The organism is Exiguobacterium sp. GL_137 (assembly GCF_057834585.1).
Window position 1 is genome coordinate 221,986 of the sequence record NZ_CM174406.1, and the last position, 20,217, is coordinate 242,202.

The 20,217-nt window shown below is 48.2% G+C and carries 19 protein-coding genes and 1 riboswitch; of the genes, 13 read left to right on the forward strand and 6 right to left on the reverse strand.

Annotated features, from left to right (window positions below):
- The first annotated feature begins 15 nt into the window (after nucleotides 1-15).
- Complete coding sequence (locus tag AC3IRK_RS01290) at nucleotides 16-627, forward strand: trimeric intracellular cation channel family protein (protein ID WP_012369125.1); 612 nt, start codon at nucleotides 16-18, stop codon at nucleotides 625-627.
- A complete protein-coding gene (locus tag AC3IRK_RS01295) occupies nucleotides 624-992 on the forward strand; it encodes a DUF423 domain-containing protein (protein WP_012369126.1) in 369 nt (122 codons plus the stop codon). Before AC3IRK_RS01290 ends, AC3IRK_RS01295 begins: the two co-directional genes overlap by 4 nt.
- A 153-nt stretch (nucleotides 993-1,145) precedes the next feature.
- On the opposite strand, the gene AC3IRK_RS01300 is transcribed toward AC3IRK_RS01295, so the two are convergent.
- Both AC3IRK_RS01300 and hemQ read right to left on the reverse strand, forming a co-directional pair.
- Nucleotides 1,146-1,295 (reverse strand): hypothetical protein, encoded by a 150-nt coding sequence (locus AC3IRK_RS01300; RefSeq protein WP_012369127.1) that lies wholly within the window; start codon nucleotides 1,293-1,295, stop codon nucleotides 1,146-1,148.
- 93 nt (nucleotides 1,296-1,388) lie between these two features.
- Nucleotides 1,389-2,165, reverse strand: coding sequence for a hydrogen peroxide-dependent heme synthase (gene hemQ, locus AC3IRK_RS01305; RefSeq protein ID WP_131503248.1), 777 nt, complete (start codon nucleotides 2,163-2,165; stop codon nucleotides 1,389-1,391).
- Nucleotides 2,166-2,509: 344 nt separating this feature from the next.
- On the opposite strand from hemQ, the gene pta reads away from it, so the two are divergent.
- The 8 genes from pta (at nucleotide 2,510) to AC3IRK_RS01345 (ending at nucleotide 11,512) form a co-directional block, all read left to right on the forward strand.
- Complete coding sequence (pta, locus tag AC3IRK_RS01310; RefSeq protein ID WP_114597171.1) at nucleotides 2,510-3,496, forward strand: phosphate acetyltransferase; 987 nt, start codon at nucleotides 2,510-2,512, stop codon at nucleotides 3,494-3,496.
- 66 nt (nucleotides 3,497-3,562) lie between these two features.
- Nucleotides 3,563-3,662: riboswitch (purine riboswitch) on the forward strand.
- Nucleotides 3,663-3,735: 73 nt separating this feature from the next.
- The gene (locus AC3IRK_RS01315) at nucleotides 3,736-4,320 is read left to right on the forward strand and encodes a xanthine phosphoribosyltransferase (protein ID WP_131973417.1); all 585 of its coding nucleotides are present in this window, start codon (nucleotides 3,736-3,738) and stop codon (nucleotides 4,318-4,320) included.
- Nucleotides 4,317-5,624 carry a nucleobase:cation symporter-2 family protein gene (locus AC3IRK_RS01320; RefSeq protein WP_489170281.1) on the forward strand — a complete coding sequence of 436 codons (1,308 nt, stop codon included), beginning with the start codon at nucleotides 4,317-4,319 and terminating at the stop codon, nucleotides 5,622-5,624. Before AC3IRK_RS01315 ends, AC3IRK_RS01320 begins: the two co-directional genes overlap by 4 nt.
- Nucleotides 5,625-5,847: 223 nt before the next feature.
- Nucleotides 5,848-7,224, forward strand: coding sequence for an amino acid permease (locus AC3IRK_RS01325; RefSeq protein ID WP_131973415.1), 1,377 nt, complete (start codon nucleotides 5,848-5,850; stop codon nucleotides 7,222-7,224).
- Nucleotides 7,225-7,316: 92 nt separating this feature from the next.
- Complete coding sequence (locus tag AC3IRK_RS01330; RefSeq protein ID WP_131973414.1) at nucleotides 7,317-7,616, forward strand: rhodanese-like domain-containing protein; 300 nt, start codon at nucleotides 7,317-7,319, stop codon at nucleotides 7,614-7,616.
- Nucleotides 7,617-7,746: 130 nt separating this feature from the next.
- Nucleotides 7,747-9,726, forward strand: coding sequence for a methyl-accepting chemotaxis protein (locus AC3IRK_RS01335; RefSeq protein ID WP_489170282.1), 1,980 nt, complete (start codon nucleotides 7,747-7,749; stop codon nucleotides 9,724-9,726).
- Nucleotides 9,727-9,878: 152 nt separating this feature from the next.
- Nucleotides 9,879-11,072: a DUF2157 domain-containing protein gene (locus AC3IRK_RS01340; protein ID WP_131973412.1), complete on the forward strand. Its 1,194-nt coding sequence runs from the start codon at nucleotides 9,879-9,881 to the stop codon at nucleotides 11,070-11,072.
- Nucleotides 11,069-11,512, forward strand: a complete 444-nt coding sequence (locus AC3IRK_RS01345) for a GDYXXLXY domain-containing protein (protein ID WP_426354513.1) — start codon at nucleotides 11,069-11,071, stop codon at nucleotides 11,510-11,512. Before AC3IRK_RS01340 ends, AC3IRK_RS01345 begins: the two co-directional genes overlap by 4 nt.
- Before the next feature lie 53 nt (nucleotides 11,513-11,565).
- Here the strand turns inward: AC3IRK_RS01345 and AC3IRK_RS01350 are convergent, their stop codons facing one another.
- The 4 genes from AC3IRK_RS01350 to folE2 form a co-directional block, all read right to left on the reverse strand.
- Nucleotides 11,566-13,359 carry a carbon starvation CstA family protein gene (locus AC3IRK_RS01350; protein WP_131973410.1) on the reverse strand — a complete coding sequence of 598 codons (1,794 nt, stop codon included), beginning with the start codon at nucleotides 13,357-13,359 and terminating at the stop codon, nucleotides 11,566-11,568.
- 135 nt (nucleotides 13,360-13,494) lie between these two features.
- Nucleotides 13,495-14,190, reverse strand: a complete 696-nt coding sequence (locus tag AC3IRK_RS01355) for a LytR/AlgR family response regulator transcription factor (RefSeq protein WP_131973409.1) — start codon at nucleotides 14,188-14,190, stop codon at nucleotides 13,495-13,497.
- Nucleotides 14,171-15,937 carry a LytS/YhcK type 5TM receptor domain-containing protein gene (locus tag AC3IRK_RS01360; protein WP_489170283.1) on the reverse strand — a complete coding sequence of 589 codons (1,767 nt, stop codon included), beginning with the start codon at nucleotides 15,935-15,937 and terminating at the stop codon, nucleotides 14,171-14,173. Before AC3IRK_RS01360 ends, AC3IRK_RS01355 begins: the two co-directional genes overlap by 20 nt.
- A gap of 100 nt (nucleotides 15,938-16,037) precedes the next feature.
- Nucleotides 16,038-16,943, reverse strand: coding sequence for a GTP cyclohydrolase FolE2 (folE2, locus tag AC3IRK_RS01365; RefSeq protein ID WP_131503258.1), 906 nt, complete (start codon nucleotides 16,941-16,943; stop codon nucleotides 16,038-16,040).
- A 312-nt stretch (nucleotides 16,944-17,255) separates the two neighbouring features.
- Here folE2 and AC3IRK_RS01370 point away from each other — a divergent pair, with 312 nt between their 5' ends.
- The 3 genes from AC3IRK_RS01370 to AC3IRK_RS01380 all read left to right on the forward strand — a co-directional run bounded on the left by AC3IRK_RS01370 (nucleotide 17,256) and on the right by AC3IRK_RS01380 (nucleotide 20,215).
- Nucleotides 17,256-18,113, forward strand: a complete 858-nt coding sequence (locus tag AC3IRK_RS01370; protein ID WP_489170284.1) for a TerC family protein — start codon at nucleotides 17,256-17,258, stop codon at nucleotides 18,111-18,113.
- A 153-nt stretch (nucleotides 18,114-18,266) separates the two neighbouring features.
- A complete protein-coding gene (locus AC3IRK_RS01375; RefSeq protein WP_131503260.1) occupies nucleotides 18,267-19,022 on the forward strand; it encodes a TerC family protein in 756 nt (251 codons plus the stop codon).
- A 59-nt stretch (nucleotides 19,023-19,081) separates the two neighbouring features.
- A complete protein-coding gene (locus AC3IRK_RS01380; RefSeq protein ID WP_131503261.1) occupies nucleotides 19,082-20,215 on the forward strand; it encodes a YfbR-like 5'-deoxynucleotidase in 1,134 nt (377 codons plus the stop codon).
- The last annotated feature ends 2 nt before the right edge of the window (nucleotides 20,216-20,217 follow it).

Consider the following 20,217-nt stretch of genomic DNA (forward strand, 5'->3'; position numbering starts at 1 on the left):
AGGTGAAATGTGCGTATGTCCTGGGACTTATTAAATATCATTGGAACGGTTGCGTTTGCGATGAGTGGCGCGATTGTCGCGATGGAAGAAAAGTATGATTTGTTTGGTGTTTGGCTGCTCGCTTTAATCACGGCCTTCGGTGGTGGTGCCATCCGTAACCTGTTGATTGGTGTCCCGGTTTCTGCGCTCTGGTCGCAAGGTGGATTGTTTTTAATCGCGATTTTAGTCGCTTTGTTGATTTTCATTTTGCCGCAATTATTTTTACCGCACTGGACGCGATGGGGCGTGCTTGCTGATGCCCTCGGTTTATCCGCCTTTGCGATTCAAGGAGCTTTGATGGCTTCTGCGAAAGGTCTGCCGTTATCGGCAACCATCTCCGCAGCAGTTTTGACAGGTGTCGGTGGTGGTGTCATCCGCGATTTACTCGCCGGACGTAAACCGCTTGTCCTGCATAAAGAAATCTATGCGATGTGGGCCGTCATGGCAGCACTCGTCATCGATCGGTTCGAACTGACGAATCCACTCCATTTGTTCACATTACTCGGACTGATTACGATTTTACGTATGCTATCCTATTATTATGAATGGAATTTACCAGCACGACGTTTAGGGGGAGACAAAGAATGAAGATTTTCATCATGATTGGAGCATTATCGATGATGCTCGCCGTAGCACTTGGTGCGTTCGGTGCCCATGCCTTAAAAGATATGTTATCGGAGCGGATGCTCGCGAACTGGCAGACGGGTGTGTTATATCAAATGGTTCACTCGCTTGGAATCCTCGCACTTGGCGGGATGTTATTGAAAGTATCAATTTCCCAGTTCTCATTAGCCGGTTGGTTGATGCTTGCCGGAATCGTTTTCTTCTCAGGAAGCCTGTATGTGATGGCGCTGACAGGTGTGACGAAACTCGGTGCTGTGACGCCGATCGGCGGAGTCCTGTTCATCGCAGCATGGATTTTCGTTGCCATCGGGGCGTATAAAGGATTGTAAAGACAATAAGGATCTACTCGCTTCACGTGACTCACACAGAGAAACGTATGAAGCGAATAGGTCTTTTTTTGATATGTGAATGTCTACAAAAAACCGGTGAACAGACAGTAATTGTCTGTTCACCGGTACGATAGAGCGACAAAAGCAAATGCTTTAGCGCTTGGCAGGTTGTGTTTTGTTTAGCTTCGATAATGCTTGCTCATAGCGGTCCAGTACGCGTTCTGCGACTGGCTTTAGCTCTTTTGAAAGCACAGCGAATTGCAATTCACGCGATCGTGTTGATCGGTTCATAGCATTCCCCATGGTAATTCCTCCTTCAGGTACAAATCTGACAGTTTTTGTGGCCGCAAAGAGTATATTCCCGCAGGGTTTTCCTATGAAACGTGATTTAGCAGATTAAAGTGCGAAATGTGCTTCAATATCCGCTGTTTCGAGGCGGTTACCGATAAAGAACTCACCGAACTCACCGTATTTGGCACTGACTTCGTCAAAACGCATTTCGTAGACGATTTTCTTGAACTGCAGAATATCGTTTGCGAACAGCGTGACGCCCCATTCCCAGTCGTCGAATCCGGTTGATCCGCCGATGATTTGCTGGATCTTCCCGGCGTAGCTCCGACCGATCATCCCGTGGCGGTACATCAGTTCTTTTCGTTTCTCCATCGAAAGCGTATACCAGTTGTCCCCGTCGCGGCGTGACTTGCTCATCGGATAGAAACAGATATGCTTCGATTTTGGCAGGATTGGATAGAGACGGTCGCGGACGTATGGATTTTCGTACGGGTTACCTTCTCCGGATCCGCGGTATGTGCCGAGTTCGACAACAGAGACGTACGAATACGTCGGAATCAGGTAGTCATATAAATCAAGTTTTTGCATCTTCACTTCGACGTCTTGAATGTCTTCCATTGTCGGACGAAGGACCATCAGAACGAGATCCGCTTTTTGACCGATGATCGTATAGAGGGCGTGACTGCCTTCTTTTTGTTCTTCGACTTGTGCGAGTTCGCCTAGGAATGCCTGAAACTCCTGTACCATCTTCATCCGGACAGAAGCGTCGACCTGCTTTAGACGGGCCCAGTCAATCCGGCGGAAATCATGAAATGTATACCAGCCGTCGAGTGTTTCGGCGGCTTGTTGTGTAACGGTTGGTTCGGATGATTGATGTTGCATGAGAAAACCTCCTGAATCTGTAGTAGTAACGTGTTAATCCATGTTCAATCTTACCATATCTTTTTGTTTTTCCCGTAAGAAAACGGGTTCGATCTTCAGGCGTCACCGACATAGAAAAACAGAAAGCAGGGTATGAAGTAAAAGGGTGTGAGAAACAGTCTCTCTTTTTTTCTGTACTATATTAAAAAAGATACTGTAATAGTATTCGAAAAGTCAGGCGTCAGAATGAAAAACACACTTTTTTGCAAATTGTTTTAACAACGAAACAGAACTGTGTATAATGAACAATGGAATGGAATAACAACAGAAACCGACACTTATTCGCCACAAAAGGAGCTAATATCATGCAATTATTCGAAATGCTTGAGACAAAAGTCAAAGCCCATCAACCAACGATTGTTTTCCCTGAAGGAATCGATGCCCGTGTTCTTGGTGCAGCTGTACGTTTGAAAAAAGACGGTTTAGTCACACCGATCGTCATCGGACCACGCGGTCAAATCGAAGAGACGGCAGCAGCGAACAACATCGACGTTGCAGATCTCGAAACGATTGATCCTGCTTCATATGAAGGAATCGAAGAACTCGTCGCGTCATTCGTTGAGCGCCGTAAAGGAAAAGCGACGGAAGAGCAGGCACGTGCGCTTATCCTGAAAGACGTCAACACGTTCGGAACGATGCTCGTTCACACAGGAAAAGCAGAAGGTCTTGTTTCGGGTGCGATGCACGCAACAGGTGACACGGTTCGTCCGGCGCTGCAAATCATCAAAATGCAGGAAGGCTATAAAAAGACATCAGGTGTCTTCATCATGGTCCGTGACGATGAGCAGTACGTATTCGCCGACTGTGCAATCAACATTGCACCGGACGCAAACGATTTAGCGGAAAACGCGATTGCTTCTGCGAAAACGGCAAAAACATTCGGCATCGAGCCGAAAGTTGCGTTGCTCAGCTTCTCGACAAAAGGTTCTGCAAAATCACCGGAAACAGAGCGTGTCGTCGAAGCAACACGTCTTGCAAAAGAACGTGCACCGGAACTCGCAATCGACGGAGAATTACAATTTGATGCAGCGTTCGTCCCGAGTGTCGCGAAATCAAAAGCACCAGAATCAGACGTTGCCGGTCAAGCGAACGTCTTCATCTTCCCAAGCCTTGAGTCTGGAAACATCGGCTACAAAATCGCACAACGTCTTGGTGGTTTTGAAGCAATCGGACCGATCCTGCAAGGACTCAACAAACCGGTCAACGATCTGTCACGCGGATGTAACGAAGAAGACGTCTACAAATTGGCGATCATCACGGCAGCGCAAGCGGTTGAAGAACGCCAAGCGTAATCCATTTTCGAAAAAGACTTTACTTTTTCAGTGAACTCCGTAAAATGGAACACATCACGCATCAACGAATAAACGTATAGCAACGCTCGTATAATAGTGGGAATTGGCCCACGAGTCTCTACCGGATCGCCGTAACGATCCGACTACGGGTGGTGAGTTACTGCTCTCTTTTTAGCGTACAGTGGCTGCCCCCGGGTAGCGGCTGTACGTTTTTTTCGTTCAAAAAGGAGAAATCAGTTATGAAACGTTTGGAAGAAATGATTCAACAAGAAGGGTTAGTCTTATCGGATCAGGTATTAAAAGTCGATTCCTTTTTAAACCACCAGGTCGATCCGACCTTAATGTGGGAAATTGCTTATGAATTCATGGATCGGTTCAAGGATGCCGGAATCACACGGATCTTGACGATTGAAGCGGGCGGAATCGCCCCGGCGATGATGACCGCTCTCCGATTAGGGGTTCCGATGGTCTATGCCCGGAAAACCAAGTCGTTGACGTTAAACGAAGGTACGATTTCAGCAGAAGTCTACTCGTTTACGAAACAGCAGACGAGTACGATTACGGTCGCGGAAAAGTATCTGCAGGCAGGAGAACGCGTTCTGATCATCGATGATTTCCTCGCGAACGGGGAAGCGGCATTTGGTTTAGCGAAACTCGTCGAACAGGCAGGAGCAGAAGTTGCAGGTTTCGGCATCGTCATTGAAAAATCATTCCAACCGGGACGTCAAAAGCTGCTGGATGCCGGATTCCGTGTCGAATCGCTTGCCCGGATTAAAAAGTTAGAAGCCGGAGAGGCGACGTTCGTTGACCCGGTGACGGTATGAAGACGTTATCCAACGCCAAAGCGGCGAGCCTTGGTCTGCAACATGTCCTCGCCATGTATACGGGAGCCGCGATTGTCCCGTTGATTGTCGGCAGCGCAATCGGTTTATCAGGGGAAGAACTGGCTTATCTCGTTGCAATTGATTTGTTCATGTGTGGTGTAGCGACGTTGCTGCAAGTTTTCGTGACGAAGTATACGGGTGTCGGTTTACCTGTCGTCCTCGGCTGTACGTTCACAGCTGTTGGTCCAATGATTGCGATTGGCAGTCTGCAAGGCATTACCGCGATTTATGGAGCGCTGATCGCCAGTGGATTAATCATCTTAGTCATTTCCGGTTGGTTCAGCCGGATTGCGATTTTATTTCCACCGGTCGTGCTCGGTTCTGTCGTGACGATCATCGGGATCTCGTTGATTCCGGCTGCCATTAACGATATCGGCGGCGGACAAGGAGCAAAGGATTTTGGTGACATGCGGTACTTGGCACTTGCCGGACTGACCATCGTTTTGATTTTAGTCTTTAACCGTTACGGAACGGTCTTTTCGAAAGCGGCAGCGGTCTTGATTGCCGTCCTGATCGGAACGCTCGTTGCATTCGGTATGGGGATGATTGATTTCAGCCCGGTTGCCGAGGCGTCGTGGTTCCAAATGGTGACACCGTTTTATTTTGGTGTCCCGACCTTTAATGCAACAGCGATTTTGACGATGACACTGGTCGGACTCGTTTCGATGGTCGAGTCGACCGGAGTCTTCTTGACGCTTGGAGAAATCACCGACAAGAAGTTGACGGATCAGGATTTAGCCCGCGGCTACCGCGCGGAAGGGGCAGCGACCATCATCGGCGGAATTTTCAACAGTTTCCCGTATACGACATACAGTCAGAATGTCGGTCTTGTTCAATTGACAGGTGTGAAAACACGAAAAGTCATCATCTTTGCCGGATTCTTTTTGATTGTGCTCGGTTTCCTGCCGAAAGTCGCAACCTTCACGACGCTGATTCCAAAGCCGGTTCTCGGCGGGGCGATGCTCGTCATGTTCGGAACGGTCGCAGCGAGCGGAATCCGGATTTTATCCCGCGTCGATTTTTCCAAAAATGATCATGTCATCACGGTGGCTCTTGCGCTTGGTGTCGGACTCGGTATCAGCATGAATCCGGCGATTGTCGCGTCACTTCCGGATCAAGTCCGTGTCTTGACGGACAGCCCGATCGTTGCCGGATCAGTAACCGCGTTGCTCTTAAACGGTTTATTCCGATTGACGGAAAAGAAAACCACAATGACAAAATCATCTTTGGCAAAGGTTGAATAAGTTTTGTAACCCTTATGAAAGGAGCAGTCATGTATACTATTCGGTATAGGTGGTTGCTCCTTTTATGTACCGTTACATAAATCAGAATATTTCGAGTATGTGGGATTCGGAGAAAATATCTCTTGAAAACGTTTACAAAACGGACACAATTTCTTTATACTGACAACGTAGCGGTTAGGGGAACTGCTAAGAATCAAACACAGACGGGAAGGACGTCGTACAGATGAAACAACAGACAGAACTGAATCGGGGATTAGAGGAACGTCACATTACACTGATGTCGCTGGGGGCGGCAATCGGTGTCGGATTGTTCTTGGGATCCGCAAAAGCGATTCAATTAGCTGGACCAGGAATACTGATCGGGTACTTAATCGGTGGTCTTATTATCTTCATTATCATGCGGGCTCTTGGGGAACTCGCAGTCCGTGAACCGGTATCAGGCAGCTTTGCCGAGTATGCCCGAAAATATGTCAGCCCGCTCGCCGGTTTCCTGACAGGATGGAATTATTGGTTGCTCTGGATTTTCACATGTATGGCCGAAATTACGGCCGTCGGGATTTATATGCAGGAATGGTTCCCGAATTCGCCCACTTGGATGTGGGCGCTTGGTGCACTGATTTTGATGACGAGCATCAACTTCATTGCCGTTAAGTTTTACGGGGAATTCGAATTCTGGTTTGCATTGATCAAAATTGTTGCCATCGTCGCAATGATCATCCTCGGAACGCTGACGATCGTCATCGGGTTCGGGAACGGCGGTACGCCGGTCGGGATTTCAAATCTTTGGTCGCATGGCGGATTCCTGCCGAACGGGTTCGGCGGTGTTCTACTTGCGATGCAAATGGTCATGTTTGCCTTCTTAGGGATTGAAGTGATCGGGGTCACAGCAGGAGAAGCAAAAAATCCGAAGAAAACGATCCGTAAAGCGGTCAACAATGTCTTCTTACGAATTTTAGTCTTCTATATCGGTGCTCTGTTCGTCATTCTTTCGATTTATCCATGGGATCAAGTCGGACAGAATAACAGCAGTCCATTCGTTTTATTATTTGATTCACTAGGCATTCCGGCCGCTGCCGGAATCATTAACTTCGTGGTCCTGACGGCGGCTTTATCCTCATGTAACTCAGGGATTTTCTCAACAGCACGGATGATGATGAACTTGTCACAAAATCAGGAAGCACCGAAGCGTTTTGCGAAGATTTCTAAAAACGGTGTGCCGGCACTTGCAACGATCCTTTCTGGCGTTGCGTTGCTAGTCGGTGTCGCACTCAATTACTTCTTGCCGGACGATGTCTTTGCGATCGTCACAAGCATTGCGACATTCGGAGCTGTCTGGACATGGGCGATGATTTTGATTGCTCAGATGCGGGCACGTAAAGTGCACGGATCAGCTGAATTCGCAGTTCCGTTCTTCCCGATTGCGAACTATCTTGCGTTAGCCGCACTCGCGGGTGTCATCGTCCTGATGGCATTTGATGCCGGAACACGGATTGCACTGATTGTCGGACCGCTCTGGTACGTGATTTTGATTGCTGTGTATTATGCACGGGGAATGCATAAGCAAAAGCGTCAACCACTGGATCAGGCATCCGGAGAATAAGAACTGGAGATCAGCTTTGGCTGGTCTCTTTTGTTCTGTTTCGACGTCAGTTTTGCTACACTGGACACAGATACGTCAAAGGAGGAATAATCATGAAAACGATTCATGTCGATGAACTGCAAGAAAAGCTTGAAGCGGGTGAATCTTTACACGTCGTAGATGTCCGGGAACAGGACGAATACGATGCCGGTCATATTCCGAATGTCCGTTTTCTGCCGATGTCTGAAATCGGTGAACGGTATACAGAGTTGCAGGAAGGCGAAACGTACTATCTGATTTGTAAAGCAGGCGGACGAAGTGAAAACGTCGGACGCTTCCTCGAACAGTACGGATATGACATCGTCAACGTCGAAGGCGGCATGATGAACTGGAAAGGCGATCAAGAAGCGTAAGTCATGAAAATTGGAAGCGGATTCCTAAACGGATCCGCTTCTTTTTTTTTATTTTCTGTGAAAAAGTATACATTTTAACCGATAAAGAAACTAGAACAGCGATTATGTAGCGCGAGAAGGGGAGTTGGATATGGAACAGAAGAAAAAACGCACGTTGAGTATTAAACAGAAGTTGATCCTGACATCGATGCTCTTATTATTGATTCCTTCTTTATTGATCGGTTTTGTTTCTTACAGCCAGGCCAAACAAAAAATCACGAATGAAATTCTGCAGTCGGCGCATGCCGGCGTCGACCGGATGAATGATGAAATCATGAATATCATCGATCCGATGCGACGTGATGTCGCCTTTTTTGCGGACCGGATTGACGGGACGTTGTATCAATCAGGCAAACAGAACCTCGACTTAGAAGAAAAAATGACCGAATACTTAGATACGCATCCGCAAGCCGCTAATATTTATTATGCGACGACATCCGGCGAGATGACGATTTATCCGGAGCAGTCGATGCCGGAAGATTATGACCCGCGGGAACGCCCCTGGTACAAAGCAGCAGAAGGCGCCAGCGGAAAAGTCGTCATCACGGATCCATACGTCGATGCTGCGTCGGGCAAGATGATGGTGACACTTTCACAAACAGGTGGAAACGGACGTGGTGTCATCGCAATCGACGTCGATGTTGACCGGATTGCCGAAATCGCCAAGAAAATCAAAATTGGAAAGGAAGGATACGTTACGATTCTAGATCGTGATAAAAAGTTTGTCACCCATCCGACACTGAAACCGGGTGAAACAGCGTCCGGCAGTTGGGTCGGACCCCTTTACGCCGGAAAAGAAGGACGCTTCTCTTACTTATTTGAAGATGAAGACAAACAGATGGACTTCATGACAAACGGTCTGACCGGCTGGAAAGTCGCCGGTACGTTATACGATCATGAAATCACGGATGAAACAGCAGGTATTTTATGGACGACATTAGGTGTCATTGCCGGTACGTTCATCCTGGCTGCACTCCTGTTATTCTTTATCCTACGTTCGATCATCAGCCCCTTGAACCGATTGACGAAAAGTGCGGAACGAATCCAGGAAGGAGATTTGACGGAGGAAGTCGTCGTCGAGTCGGATGATGAGATCGGCCAAGTCGCCAAGAGCTTTAATACGATGATTCTGTCACTGCGTGGTATCATCTCAAATCTTGATCAATCCATCGGCCAAGTCGCGGCTTCTTCCGAAGAACTGATGGCGAATGCGGCGCAAACGACGGCAGCCTCAGAACAAATTGCCGGTTCGATTCAAGAAATGGCCGCAGGGGCAGGTCAATCGAAACGTCAACTCGACGGTAATGCCGTTTCTCTGCAAGCTATCACATCAGGTGTCATGCGGATTGCGGAGAGCTCAACGAATGTCTCGGAACTGTCGCGCGCAACCGCTTCAGAAGCAGAAGACGGGACAGCAGCTGTCACGAAGAACGTCGAACAGATGAAAGCAATCGATGCATCGGTCGAGAACTTTGGTGAGGTTATCCAGTCGCTGGCCCATCGCTCGAACGAAATTGGGAAGATTGTTGATGTCATCAACGGCATTGCGACCCAAACGAATTTACTGGCCTTAAATGCTGCAATTGAAGCGGCACGGGCAGGGGAAAACGGCAAAGGATTTGCTGTCGTTGCCAGTGAAGTCCGGAAACTTGCGGAACAATCGCAGGAATCGACGAAACAAATTTCCCACCTGATTCAAAACATCAAACAGGAAACGGAACGTTCGGTCTTCCTGATGAAAGAAGTGTCGCATCATACGAAAGCAGGACTCGAAACGACAGAAGATTCAGCCGTTCGATTCAAACAAATCATGTTGCGGACCCAAGAAATGACACCGCGGATCGAAGATGTCACGGCAACGGTCGAAGAGATTGCTGCCAACGTCCAGGAAGTCTCGGCATCGGCAACGGAAATCGCCCATATCGCAGATGAAAATTCTGCAGCATCAGAGCGCGTCGCAGCGACGACGGAAGAACAGCTCGGCTCGATGGAAGATATTTCGCAATCGGCAAAAACCTTGTCCGATATGGCGGAAGAATTGCAAGTCCTCGTATCACGATTCAAAGTCTAATTCAGCAGACGACCGTCCTCTTTCAGGAACGGTCGTTTTTTTTGAAAAAGACGTTATCTTCGACCTGATTACTGATGAATGTTGCTTGAATAGAATAAGAAACGGGAAAATACTTATATAGCCTGGCAGCTTGTAATCGGGAGGTGTTGGTGATGGCACGACAGACGAAATTAATGGAATGGCAACAGGCTGGTTTGATTGACGCAGAGACGATTCAACGGATTAAAGAGTATGAAGCCCACCGCCAAAAAAAGAAACGTGTTCCGCTGTTGTTGATTGTCGGATTGACATTTGTCGGTTTAGCACTACTCAGTTTTTTAGCCGCCAACTGGCAAGTGATTCCTGTCCTCATTAAAATCGGTTTAGTTTTGATCATCATGGTCAGTTGTTATGTTCTGGCAGATGTATCGGAACGGCGTACCATTTGGAATCCGGTCGCTTTTCGAATTCTTGGATTAATTGCCTTTGCCGGAGCACTCATCGTAACCGTTCAGAGCTTCCATATGTCCATGCAAGGTTCCTTTATTGGTTGGGCCGTCTTTCTCGCTGCACTGGCTCATTTCTTTACGTGGCGTCATCCGGCCTATGCCATTCTCGCATTCATCTCGGGTTTGAATATATTTACCGGAGTTGGCGGATTCGGAAGTGAGCACGCCACGTTCCTCGACTGGACATCGATTGTCTTCGTCGTGATCGTTTCGCTTGCCTGGTTTTATTTCAGCCAGTCCTTCCCGTCGCTCATTCTTAGTTGGTTATTTCTTTATGTATCGGGACTTGAGTTGTTTGCCCTTGTCTCTTACGACGGTGTCCTTTGGCCGATTTGGACCTTGTTCGCGCTTGTCCCGCTGTTACTCGTCGTCAAACAGGAAGAGGACCGTCATTTTTTATACAACCTCTATTTAATCGTCGCCGCAATCAATTCACTGATCTATTTAACAGTCCGTGCGGAAACAACGGACTCTGTCATTCCTTTAGGAGAAGCCATCGCACTTGCCGTTTTTGGTCTCGCAGTCGGTTATTTGATTTATCAAAGATTCCGTCCGCTTCTTTGGATTTTGCCGCTCGGTTTGTTCGGATTCCTTTGGTTTGACGAACAAGCCATCTTGATTGCTGCGCTCGTCGAAATCATTGCCTTTGTCTATTTGATTGTGCAGGAGCGCCAAGGTCGTCGCCTGACGATTCCATTCGTTTACTTCATCGCCGTCCAACTGACGATTTATTTCATCTATGCCTGGGATCGCCTCGATATGTCGTTATTCTTCCTTGTCGGTGCATTGCTCGTCTTCCTGATTGCCGGTGTCTTGTGGTGGATTCGAAAACGTCATGAAGGAGGGGTTCCGTCATGAAACGGTATCTGTTTCCAGTCCTGCAAATTATCGTTGTCCTCGGTGTGATCCTCAGTTTTTATTCCATTTCCTGGTTCGGTGACAGCTATCGTTTTCGGGCCGAACCGTATGATCCGTTTAGCCCGGTCTACGGTGAATATGTCATGTTGCAGTATCCTGACTTGAAGCCGGCGGATTCCGTTAAAAAAGGATTGGTCTACGTTACGTTTACGACGGATTCTGATGGTTATGCCAAGATTGACCGTATCTCGAATGAACGCTTTTTTGGTTCAGTTGCCGGAGATTATTATGACAAATACGTCACGATTCCCCAATTGAACCAGTATTATGTGGAGCAGGGAACAGGAAAAGGATACGAAGATGAAAAAAAATTAGTGGTCAAAGCCGATGTCTCGCCATGGGGTACGCTTCGGGCAACTGATTTGGGTGTTCGTAAATAAAAAAACCGCTTGGATGGATACACGAAATCCGTGTACAATCCAAGCGGTTTTGATTAAGCTGATTTTTTCACTTTTTCCCAACGCGGTGAATTGAGCAATTCAATCCATTTCCGCACAGCTGAAATCGTGATGACGATCGCTAAAACGCCCATCGTGACCGACAGGATCGTATTCAGAATACTGAAGCCGGCAGAGGCCGGGTTTGCATAGACATTGGCGACCATCCAGATGTCAGCGAACGTGACCGTTACGAGCAGGTAGACAAGTGGAATGAATGTCGTTAACGCATAGACTTTTTTATCGGCAATTTTCAGGATAATCGTTGTTCCGATGATCAAGCCGATGGAAGCCATCAACTGATTCGAGACACCGAATAAGGCCCAAATCGAACCGATGTCGCCGGAGAAGAGCAGGTACCCCCAGAAGAACGTTCCAAGCGCACTGGCAAAAATGGCACCCGGAATCCAGTCAACACGTTTCAATGGTTTGTAGAATTCACCGAAGAAATCTTGAATCAGGTAGCGGGCTACACGTGTTCCGGCATCGATCGCTGTCAGGATGAAGACTGCTTCGAAGAGAATGACGAATTGGAAGAAGAAGCCGGCAATTTCACGGAACCAGGGAATGGCCCGGAAGATAAACGTCATACCGACGGCCAGCGAAACAGCTCCACCAGTCCGCCCGGCGAGATCGAGACCGATTTCCCGTGACAATTCATCGAGATAGACCGTACTCATCCCGAGTGTTGCAAAGACTTCCGGTGTTGAGTTGATGGCGAAGTAATCACCGACTTCAAGGGAAGTCGCGGCAATCAAAGCCATGACAGCGACGAGACACTCAACAAGCATCGCACCGAAGGCGACCGGTTTGATATCGCTCCACCGATTGATCATCTTTGGTGTCGTTCCGGAACCGACGAAGGCGTGGAAGCCGGAAATCGCACCACAGGCAATCGTGATGGAGATGAACGGCCAGACCGGACCGGCAATGATGGGACCGCCACCGTTGACAAATTTCGTGAAAGCCGGGAAGCGGATGTCCGGGTTGATGATGAAGACACCGACGATCAAGGCCAGGAAGACACCGATTTTCATAAAACTGGATAAGTAATCACGCGGTGCAAGCAACAACCAGACCGGCAGTGCTGCAGCGAAGAAGGCATAAATCGGTAACGCAATCGCGAGTTGACGTGACGACAGGTCGAACCATGTTCCGATGAACGTGTCAGTCAACTGGGGACCGAAACCAATCGCAGCAAGAATTAATAGGAAACCGACGACTGAAGCCAAGGCGAGGTTGCCGCCTTTTCGTAAGTAGATGCCGACACCCATTGCAATCGGAATGGTCGAGAAGACAGCGAATGTTCCCCATGGATTGTGCTCAAGGGCATGCAGGACGACCATTGATAAGCCGGCCATCGTGATTGTGATGATGAATAGCATCGCAAGACCGGCACAAAAACCGGCGACAGGTCCAAGCTCTTTTTTAGCGACTTCCGATAACGACTGTCCATCTTGACGCATCGAAGCGAACAAGACGACCATATCGTGGACGGCGCCACCGATGACGGCACCAATCAAGAGCCATAACAGTCCCGGTAAGTAGCCGAACTGGGCAGCAAGTACAGGACCGACGAGCGGACCGGCAGCGGCGATTGCTGCGAAGTGGTGACCGAACGACACCCATTTGTTGGTCGGGACATAATCTTTTCCATCCGCAAACTTATGGGCCGGTGTTTCCCGGTCCTCTTTGATTTTTAAGACTTTGACAGCCATGAATGTGCCATAAAGACGATAAACGATCAATAAAATACAAATGACGGCAATAACAATTGGTGTAGCACTCATGTATGAACCTCCTCATAAACTGGTATGAGAAAAGTGTACTTGATTTGGAAGCGCTTTCTTTCGTTAAGCGGATGAACCGTTCGTTTTGACCGATGACATGTCGAAAAAGAAGGATGAACGGAAAAAAGAAAACCCTCAGATACCGAGAGCTTCCTTCAAGACTTTGACATACGTCCGACTGACAGGTACATCAATCTGTTGGATCTTGATCGTATAGGCACCATTGAACCAGGGTTCGATCGCTTCGATGGCAGCCAGGTTGACGAGATAGGAGCGGTGGACCCGCAGAAAACGGTGATCCGATAATTTTCGTTCAAGTTCCTGTAACGTATCATTTGACGGATAGGATTCGGAACGGGTCACGATTTTTGTTTTTCCGCTTTCAGCGACGATATAGTCGACATCCTGCGGGGAAAGCAATTTTAACTGCTCTCCGGATTCGACGGCCAATCGTTCGATCCGCGGTGTTTTCAGCGCCGGTTTTCGCATGATTTTTTCAATCGCCCGAATAATCCGTGACGGATCATACGGTTTTAAGATGTAATCGTAAGCGTTCAGTTCGAACGCTTCGAGGGCATGGGCATCATAAGCCGTCACAAATAAAATCGCCGGCGGATGCGGCATCGATTGCAAACGTTTGGCGACGTCAAGCCCGCTCCCGTCAATCAGTTCGATATCTAAAAACACGAGATCCGGTTGCAACGTCCGAACGAGTTGTTCAGCCTCACCGACGTGTCCTGTCTCGGCGATGACTTCGAGTCCGGCCCGGACGACATGATACCGTAGTTCATCGCGGGCAAGTGGTTCATCTTCAATTAAGATCGTGCGCATGCGGCGCCTCCTTTCCTGTTTCGATCGGCAGATGGATGGTAATGGTCGTACCTTCTCCAGGTTGACTGGTCAATCGGAAAGAACCGTTTTCGGCATACAGGCTTTTGATTCGTTCCGCAGTATTGAACAGGGCGGTCCCGGTGCCACGCGATTCGATGACTTCCCGGCCGAGGCGTGTGAGTTGCTCCGCTTCAATCCCGCGTCCATTATCGACGACTTCCAATACCAATTGATCGGCGGTCAACCAGGCAGTGACACCGACATATCCGGTTTGTCCGGGACTGAACGCATGTTGGAAGGCGTTTTCGATTAACGGTTGGAGAATAAACGGAGGAACGAGTAGTTGTTCTGTGCCTTCCTCTAAATCAATATCAACGAACGGACGGCTGGGAAAACGGGCAGCTTCAAGCGAGATGTAGGCTTCGATATGTTCCAGTTCCTTTTGCAATGGAATTTTCGTCGAGCGGGCGCCTTGCAGATTGCTGCGGAAAAAGGTCGACAGTTCCAGCAGTAATGTCCGGGCCTGTTCAACATCTGTCCGGCACGACGCATAAATCGTATTGATGGCATTAAACAAAAAGTGCGGATGAATTTGCGCTTCGAGTGCGCGGATTTCGGCATCCTTTAATAAACCGGCTTGCCGTTCCGCTTTGCCGAGAGCGAGTTGGGTCGAAAAGAGCTTCGCCAGTCCTTCGATCAATTCGACTTCGACCGCATCGAGTAATTCAGGGTGAGGATAATAAACATTCAATGTCCCGATCGTCGTTTCACCGATCGTCAACGGCGCGATGATTCCGGCTTGTAACGGGCAGTCGGCTTTCGGACAGCCAATCTCATCCTGATCAGTGACGAGGCGGAGTTGTCCGTCTGTCAGGACATGTTCCGTCGGACGGGTCGTCCAGTGCCCGCCGGATCGATGGTGGTCACTGCCGACGCCGATATGTGCCAAAATAACCGATTGATCGGTCAAGGAGACGGCATCGGCGCGTGTTTGTTGTAACAAGATATCGGCAACGGCTTCAGCCGTTTGGATATTTAAGCCGCGTGTCAAATACGGTAAGGTCAAATCTGCAATATGCAGGGAGCGTTCCGCTTCACGGGCCCGGACATGCTCTTCTTCCCGCGCTGCGAGACGGATGATTGATAAGAACAGCCATACTCCAAGGACATTGACGACGGTCATCGGAAGAAAGATGAACTGGACCAGTTCGAGGGCAGCTGGAAACGGATCGGACAACAGAAGAATTAAAGACATTTCGAAAACCATTAAAAAGCCGGTCAGACAAATCGGTAATAACGCTTGGCTGCCGAGACGATCGCGCCAGTAAGGACGGAGTAAGCCACTGACACCTCCTGCGACGACAGTCGATAAAGCACAAGCAAAGGCGGTAAAACCACCGAGTGTATAACGATGAACACCGACGAGCAGACCGGTGATCGTGCCGCCGAGTGGACCGGCGAGCAATCCACTGATGACGACAATCATCGTCCGTGTATTCGCAATAGCCGATGTACCATCGACCTGTTCGAGCCAGGTGTGCGGTAAAAACTTGGCCAAATCGACTTTGACACCGGTGTAGTTACTCAAAATCCCGTATGTGGCGAAAAACAGAATCAACAACCCGAACTGCCAGCCGGCTTCAGGCTGTTTCAGTAAACGCCTTGTCGGTCCCCACTGGGCGAGGATGAACGCTAAAATGATCATGATTCCGAGTCGTTCCAGTAAAAAGGGTATGAGTTCAAACATGACATCCCTCCATTCGTCCTAAGTGTAAACGTTACCGAAAAGGAGGACAACGAAAAAAAACTCCAACCGATCCGAGGATTGGTTGGAGTTTCCTTATAGATTACTGTGCATCTTTATCAAAGGTGATGCGTGCAATCGCATCATGCTGGTGAATCGTTTCTTCGTTGCGGCATTCAACGAAGAACGACGCGATGGCATCCATTTCGTAAAGATCAGCGGCGATTAGGCGCACCATATCTTCGACAAAACGTGGGTTTTCATAGGCCATCTCTGTGACACGTTTTTCATCCGGACGTTTCAGGACCGGGTGCAGAGGTGCCGATGCATTTGATTCTGCTGCATCAAGAAGTTCTTGTTTCCAGTTAAAATCATCCGCTTCATCGCGTAATGAAGCTTCCATTGTCACATAACCACGTTGGTTATGCGCGCTGTATTCGCTGATTTCCTTTGAACATGGGCAAAGTGTCGTGACGTTAATCGTCAGACCGACAGACAAGGTCGCTTCGTTTGTTTCTGTGTCGACGCTGACTGTTTGCCAGACTTCGGCATTCATCAATCCGCCGAGTCCTGTTGCAGGCGCTTTACGTGTGAAGAACCATGGGTAACGGATGGTCAATTGTCCTTCGGTCTGTTCCATCCGCTCAGCAAGTTCACGTGCGAATTGGATGAGGGATTCATTCGTGATGACCCACCCCTCGTTATGGTACTGATCAAGTTGTTCCGTCAAACGGCTCATGTTGATCCCTTTACGGTCTTGAACAAGCGAAGTAGACAGTTCGAATGTCGCGACAGTTGCTTGTGTCGATTCGCCGTCTTGGATGACGACAGGATGTTTGACGTTTGAAATTCCTACAGCATCGAGTGCGAATAGGAAATTCTTCGGTGTATTTTGCAAGTCGATCATTTTATCTTTTTCAGTCGGCTTTGTCCCTTTAATAGGAGGAACAGAACCAAACAGCTTGTGGCGCTCTTCTTTGGTTGGCAGTGTAACCGGGTAGGTAGACATTCATATCGGCCCCTTTGTCCTTTTGTAGTAATGCAAGTAGTAATAACATGACAGGAATGCTAGAGACGAGCAAGTCTGATGATTCCGTGAATGTGTTGTCGCGACGTATCGTTGCTATGAATTTTATCACGAACCTTCCTAAAAACAAAACTTACAAGGCTCGGAAGAAACAGTTTGCTTATTTTCAGGTATAACTTGCTTGCAATCGGGTATATTATCCTATAGTATATGTTCATATGAACGCATAAACGATGTGTCTAATGAAAACTTGATTTTCAATTTAAAATCATAACTTAGGAAGGAATGAAGTAGATGGATTGGCAGTTAGTACTTCAATATGCCTGGGTTGTCCTCGTCTTAATCGCGTTAGAAGGACTCCTTTCGGCAGATAACGCACTTGTCTTGGCCGTCATGGTAAAACATTTACCGGGCGAGCAGCAGAAAAAGGCTTTATTTTATGGATTAGCAGGAGCATTCGTTCTTCGATTTGCAGCATTGTTCGCAATCTCATTCCTCGTCGATATTTGGCAGATCCAAGCACTTGGTGCCGCCTACCTGTTAATCATGGGACTCCGGCATATTTATAAGACGATCAAAGCCCGGCGAATCGGTGAGAATCATGGGGCGGAAAATGAACTCGACGCAGAACCGAAATCAGATGAGCCGGTTTCTAAAGCCGAGTTCTGGAAAACAGTCGCGAAGATTGAATTCGCCGACCTCGCGTTTGCCGTCGATTCAATTTTGGCAGCCGTCGCACTTGCCGTTGCGCTCCCGAACTGGGGAACAGGTGAAATTGGTGGCTTGAACACCGGTCACTTCGTCGTCATTTTGACAGGTGGACTGATGGGTGTCGTCCTGATGCGTTTTGCAGCCCGCGTCTTCGTTAAGTTACTGGGGGAACGTCCGGGTCTTGAAACAGCAGCATTCGCCATCGTTGCCTGGGTCGGTGTAAAACTTGCGGTCCTCGCACTCGAACACCCTAAATACCATGCATCAATCGAAGGTACGATTTTCGAAGCATGGAAACTTCCGGAAGGATTCGCCCACAGCACACCGTGGCAAATCTTCTTCTGGACAGTCATGATCGGTCTCGCACTCTGGGGTTGGTTCTCTTCTCCGAAGACGAAATCAAATCCGGATGCTGAAAAGAAAGTCGAAAAAAATCTGTAATTTCAATTAGGCTCTCCTTCAAGGGGAGTCTTTTTTTGTCTACTAATCCGGAAGAGCAGATAAAAAGAACCGTCAGATTTAAGTCTTGAGTCTTTTGCTTTTAGGTAAGCGGCCTTATAATAAACTTACTGAACAAAAAGGGGATTCGTTTTTATGGATATTGGATTAATTACACAGTATGCGACGGTTGGGCTTGTTTTAATCATTTTACAAGGTCTGCTGTCAGCTGATAACGCCATGGTCATGGCTGTTCTCGTACGTCCGTTGCCGGACGATCAACGAAAAAAGGCATTGTTTTATGGATTGATCGGAGCACTTGTTTTACGCTTCGTTGCGATTTTCTTCGCGTCTTACCTAGCGACGATTTGGGAGCTTCAGGCACTCGGCGCCATTTATTTGTTCTATGTTGCCTTCAAAGGGATTATCGAAGCACGTTCAAACAAACATCAGGTTCCCGATGCAATGGCGTCACAAAAAGCGTCGCCGAACTTTTGGTGGACGGTTGTCAAAGTCGAGTTCTCGGATTTAGCGTTCGCGGTCGACTCGACGCTCGCAGCTGTTGCGATGGCGACGACGTTACCAATGATCGGCGGAACAATCGGCGGCTTGAACACAGGACAATTCTGGGTTGTCTTCTTCAGCGGAATCATTGGACTTGTCATCATGCGTTACTTCGCCAGCTGGTTTGTCGTCTTATTACAAAAACGGCCGGGAATCGAAGAAGCTGCCTTTTGGCTTGTTGCGTGGGTCGGGGTCAAGCTTGTCGTCATGACACTGGCGCATCCGTCGATTCATGTCTTACCGCATGAATTCCCGGAAAGCACGCTTTGGCAATCGATTTTCTGGATTGTACTCGTCTTGATTTTAGTGTTAGGTTGGTTTAGAAGTGGTACGAAAACAGACGAATAATAATTAGAAACGGACAGGGTCATCATTCCTCTGTCCGTTTTTTATGAGGAGAGATGACGATGCAAAACGGTAATTTTATTCGCATGTTGACACGGATGCAGAATGTCCCGCGTTGGGACGAATATGCCCCTCGCTTTCCGGATAATGCGGCGAGTCACAGCTTTCGTGTCGCTTTATTCAGTTTGATGGCGAGTTATATTGAAGAAGAGGTAGCAGATACTAAATACGATCGATTGACGTTGCTTGGAAAATCCTTGTTCCACGATATGAACGAGGTCATCACGGGACCGATTAAACACCGGACAAAAAAAGAACCGACGTTGCATGCCCACATCCAGGCGATGGAGCGCCAGGCGAGTGAAAAACTCGTTGCGTTGCTGTCGAAGTCCCTTCAACCGGATTTCACGAATTATCTGGTGTTTGCAGAAGATGACTCAACAGAAGGAAAGCTGGTCGAAGCAATCGACACGTTTGATGCGATGCTGTTTGCGAAACGGGAAGCAGAAGTGACGGGATCGACGTTTTTCCTCGACAAGGCGAATGAACTCAAAGAGGCACTATCGGTTCATCCGTTGTTTTCAATTCGGACGTTGACGGAGTCAGTTTGGGCAGAGGATGACATGTCACGTTTCATTGACAACGTCTTGATGATGGATACGATTCGGCGCTGGAAAGGACGATTCAATACGATTGACGACAATGATGCGACACATGCGTTCCGTGCGGCATCACTCGGTTTGTTCAACGGATTGATTGAGTCCAAAAAATACGGTGTGAAGATCAATACGGCAGAAGTCGTTTCGCGTCTGTTGTGTCATGACCTGGTCGAAGGGACAACAGGCGATGTCCTCGGACCTGTCAAACATGCGACCCCGGTCACGGCAGCAGCTTTTGAAGCGTATGAACGGACGGAAGGCGAAGCGTTGATCAATTTGTTGCCGTCCTCGATGCGAAAGGAATTTCACCGGTTCGTCGTCGAAGCAAAAGATGATACGTACGAAGGACAGATGGTTGATGTCGTCGATAAGCTCGATGCGTTGATCAAGATGAACATGGAACGAAAATTGAATGGTGTGGAATATGAGACCGGTTACCGGGCCCAGTTGAAGAAAGTCCAAACGGCCTATGAAAATCCATCCGTCGTCTTCTTTTTAGCTTATGTCTTACACGATTTAGACTACGTGACATCTTAATA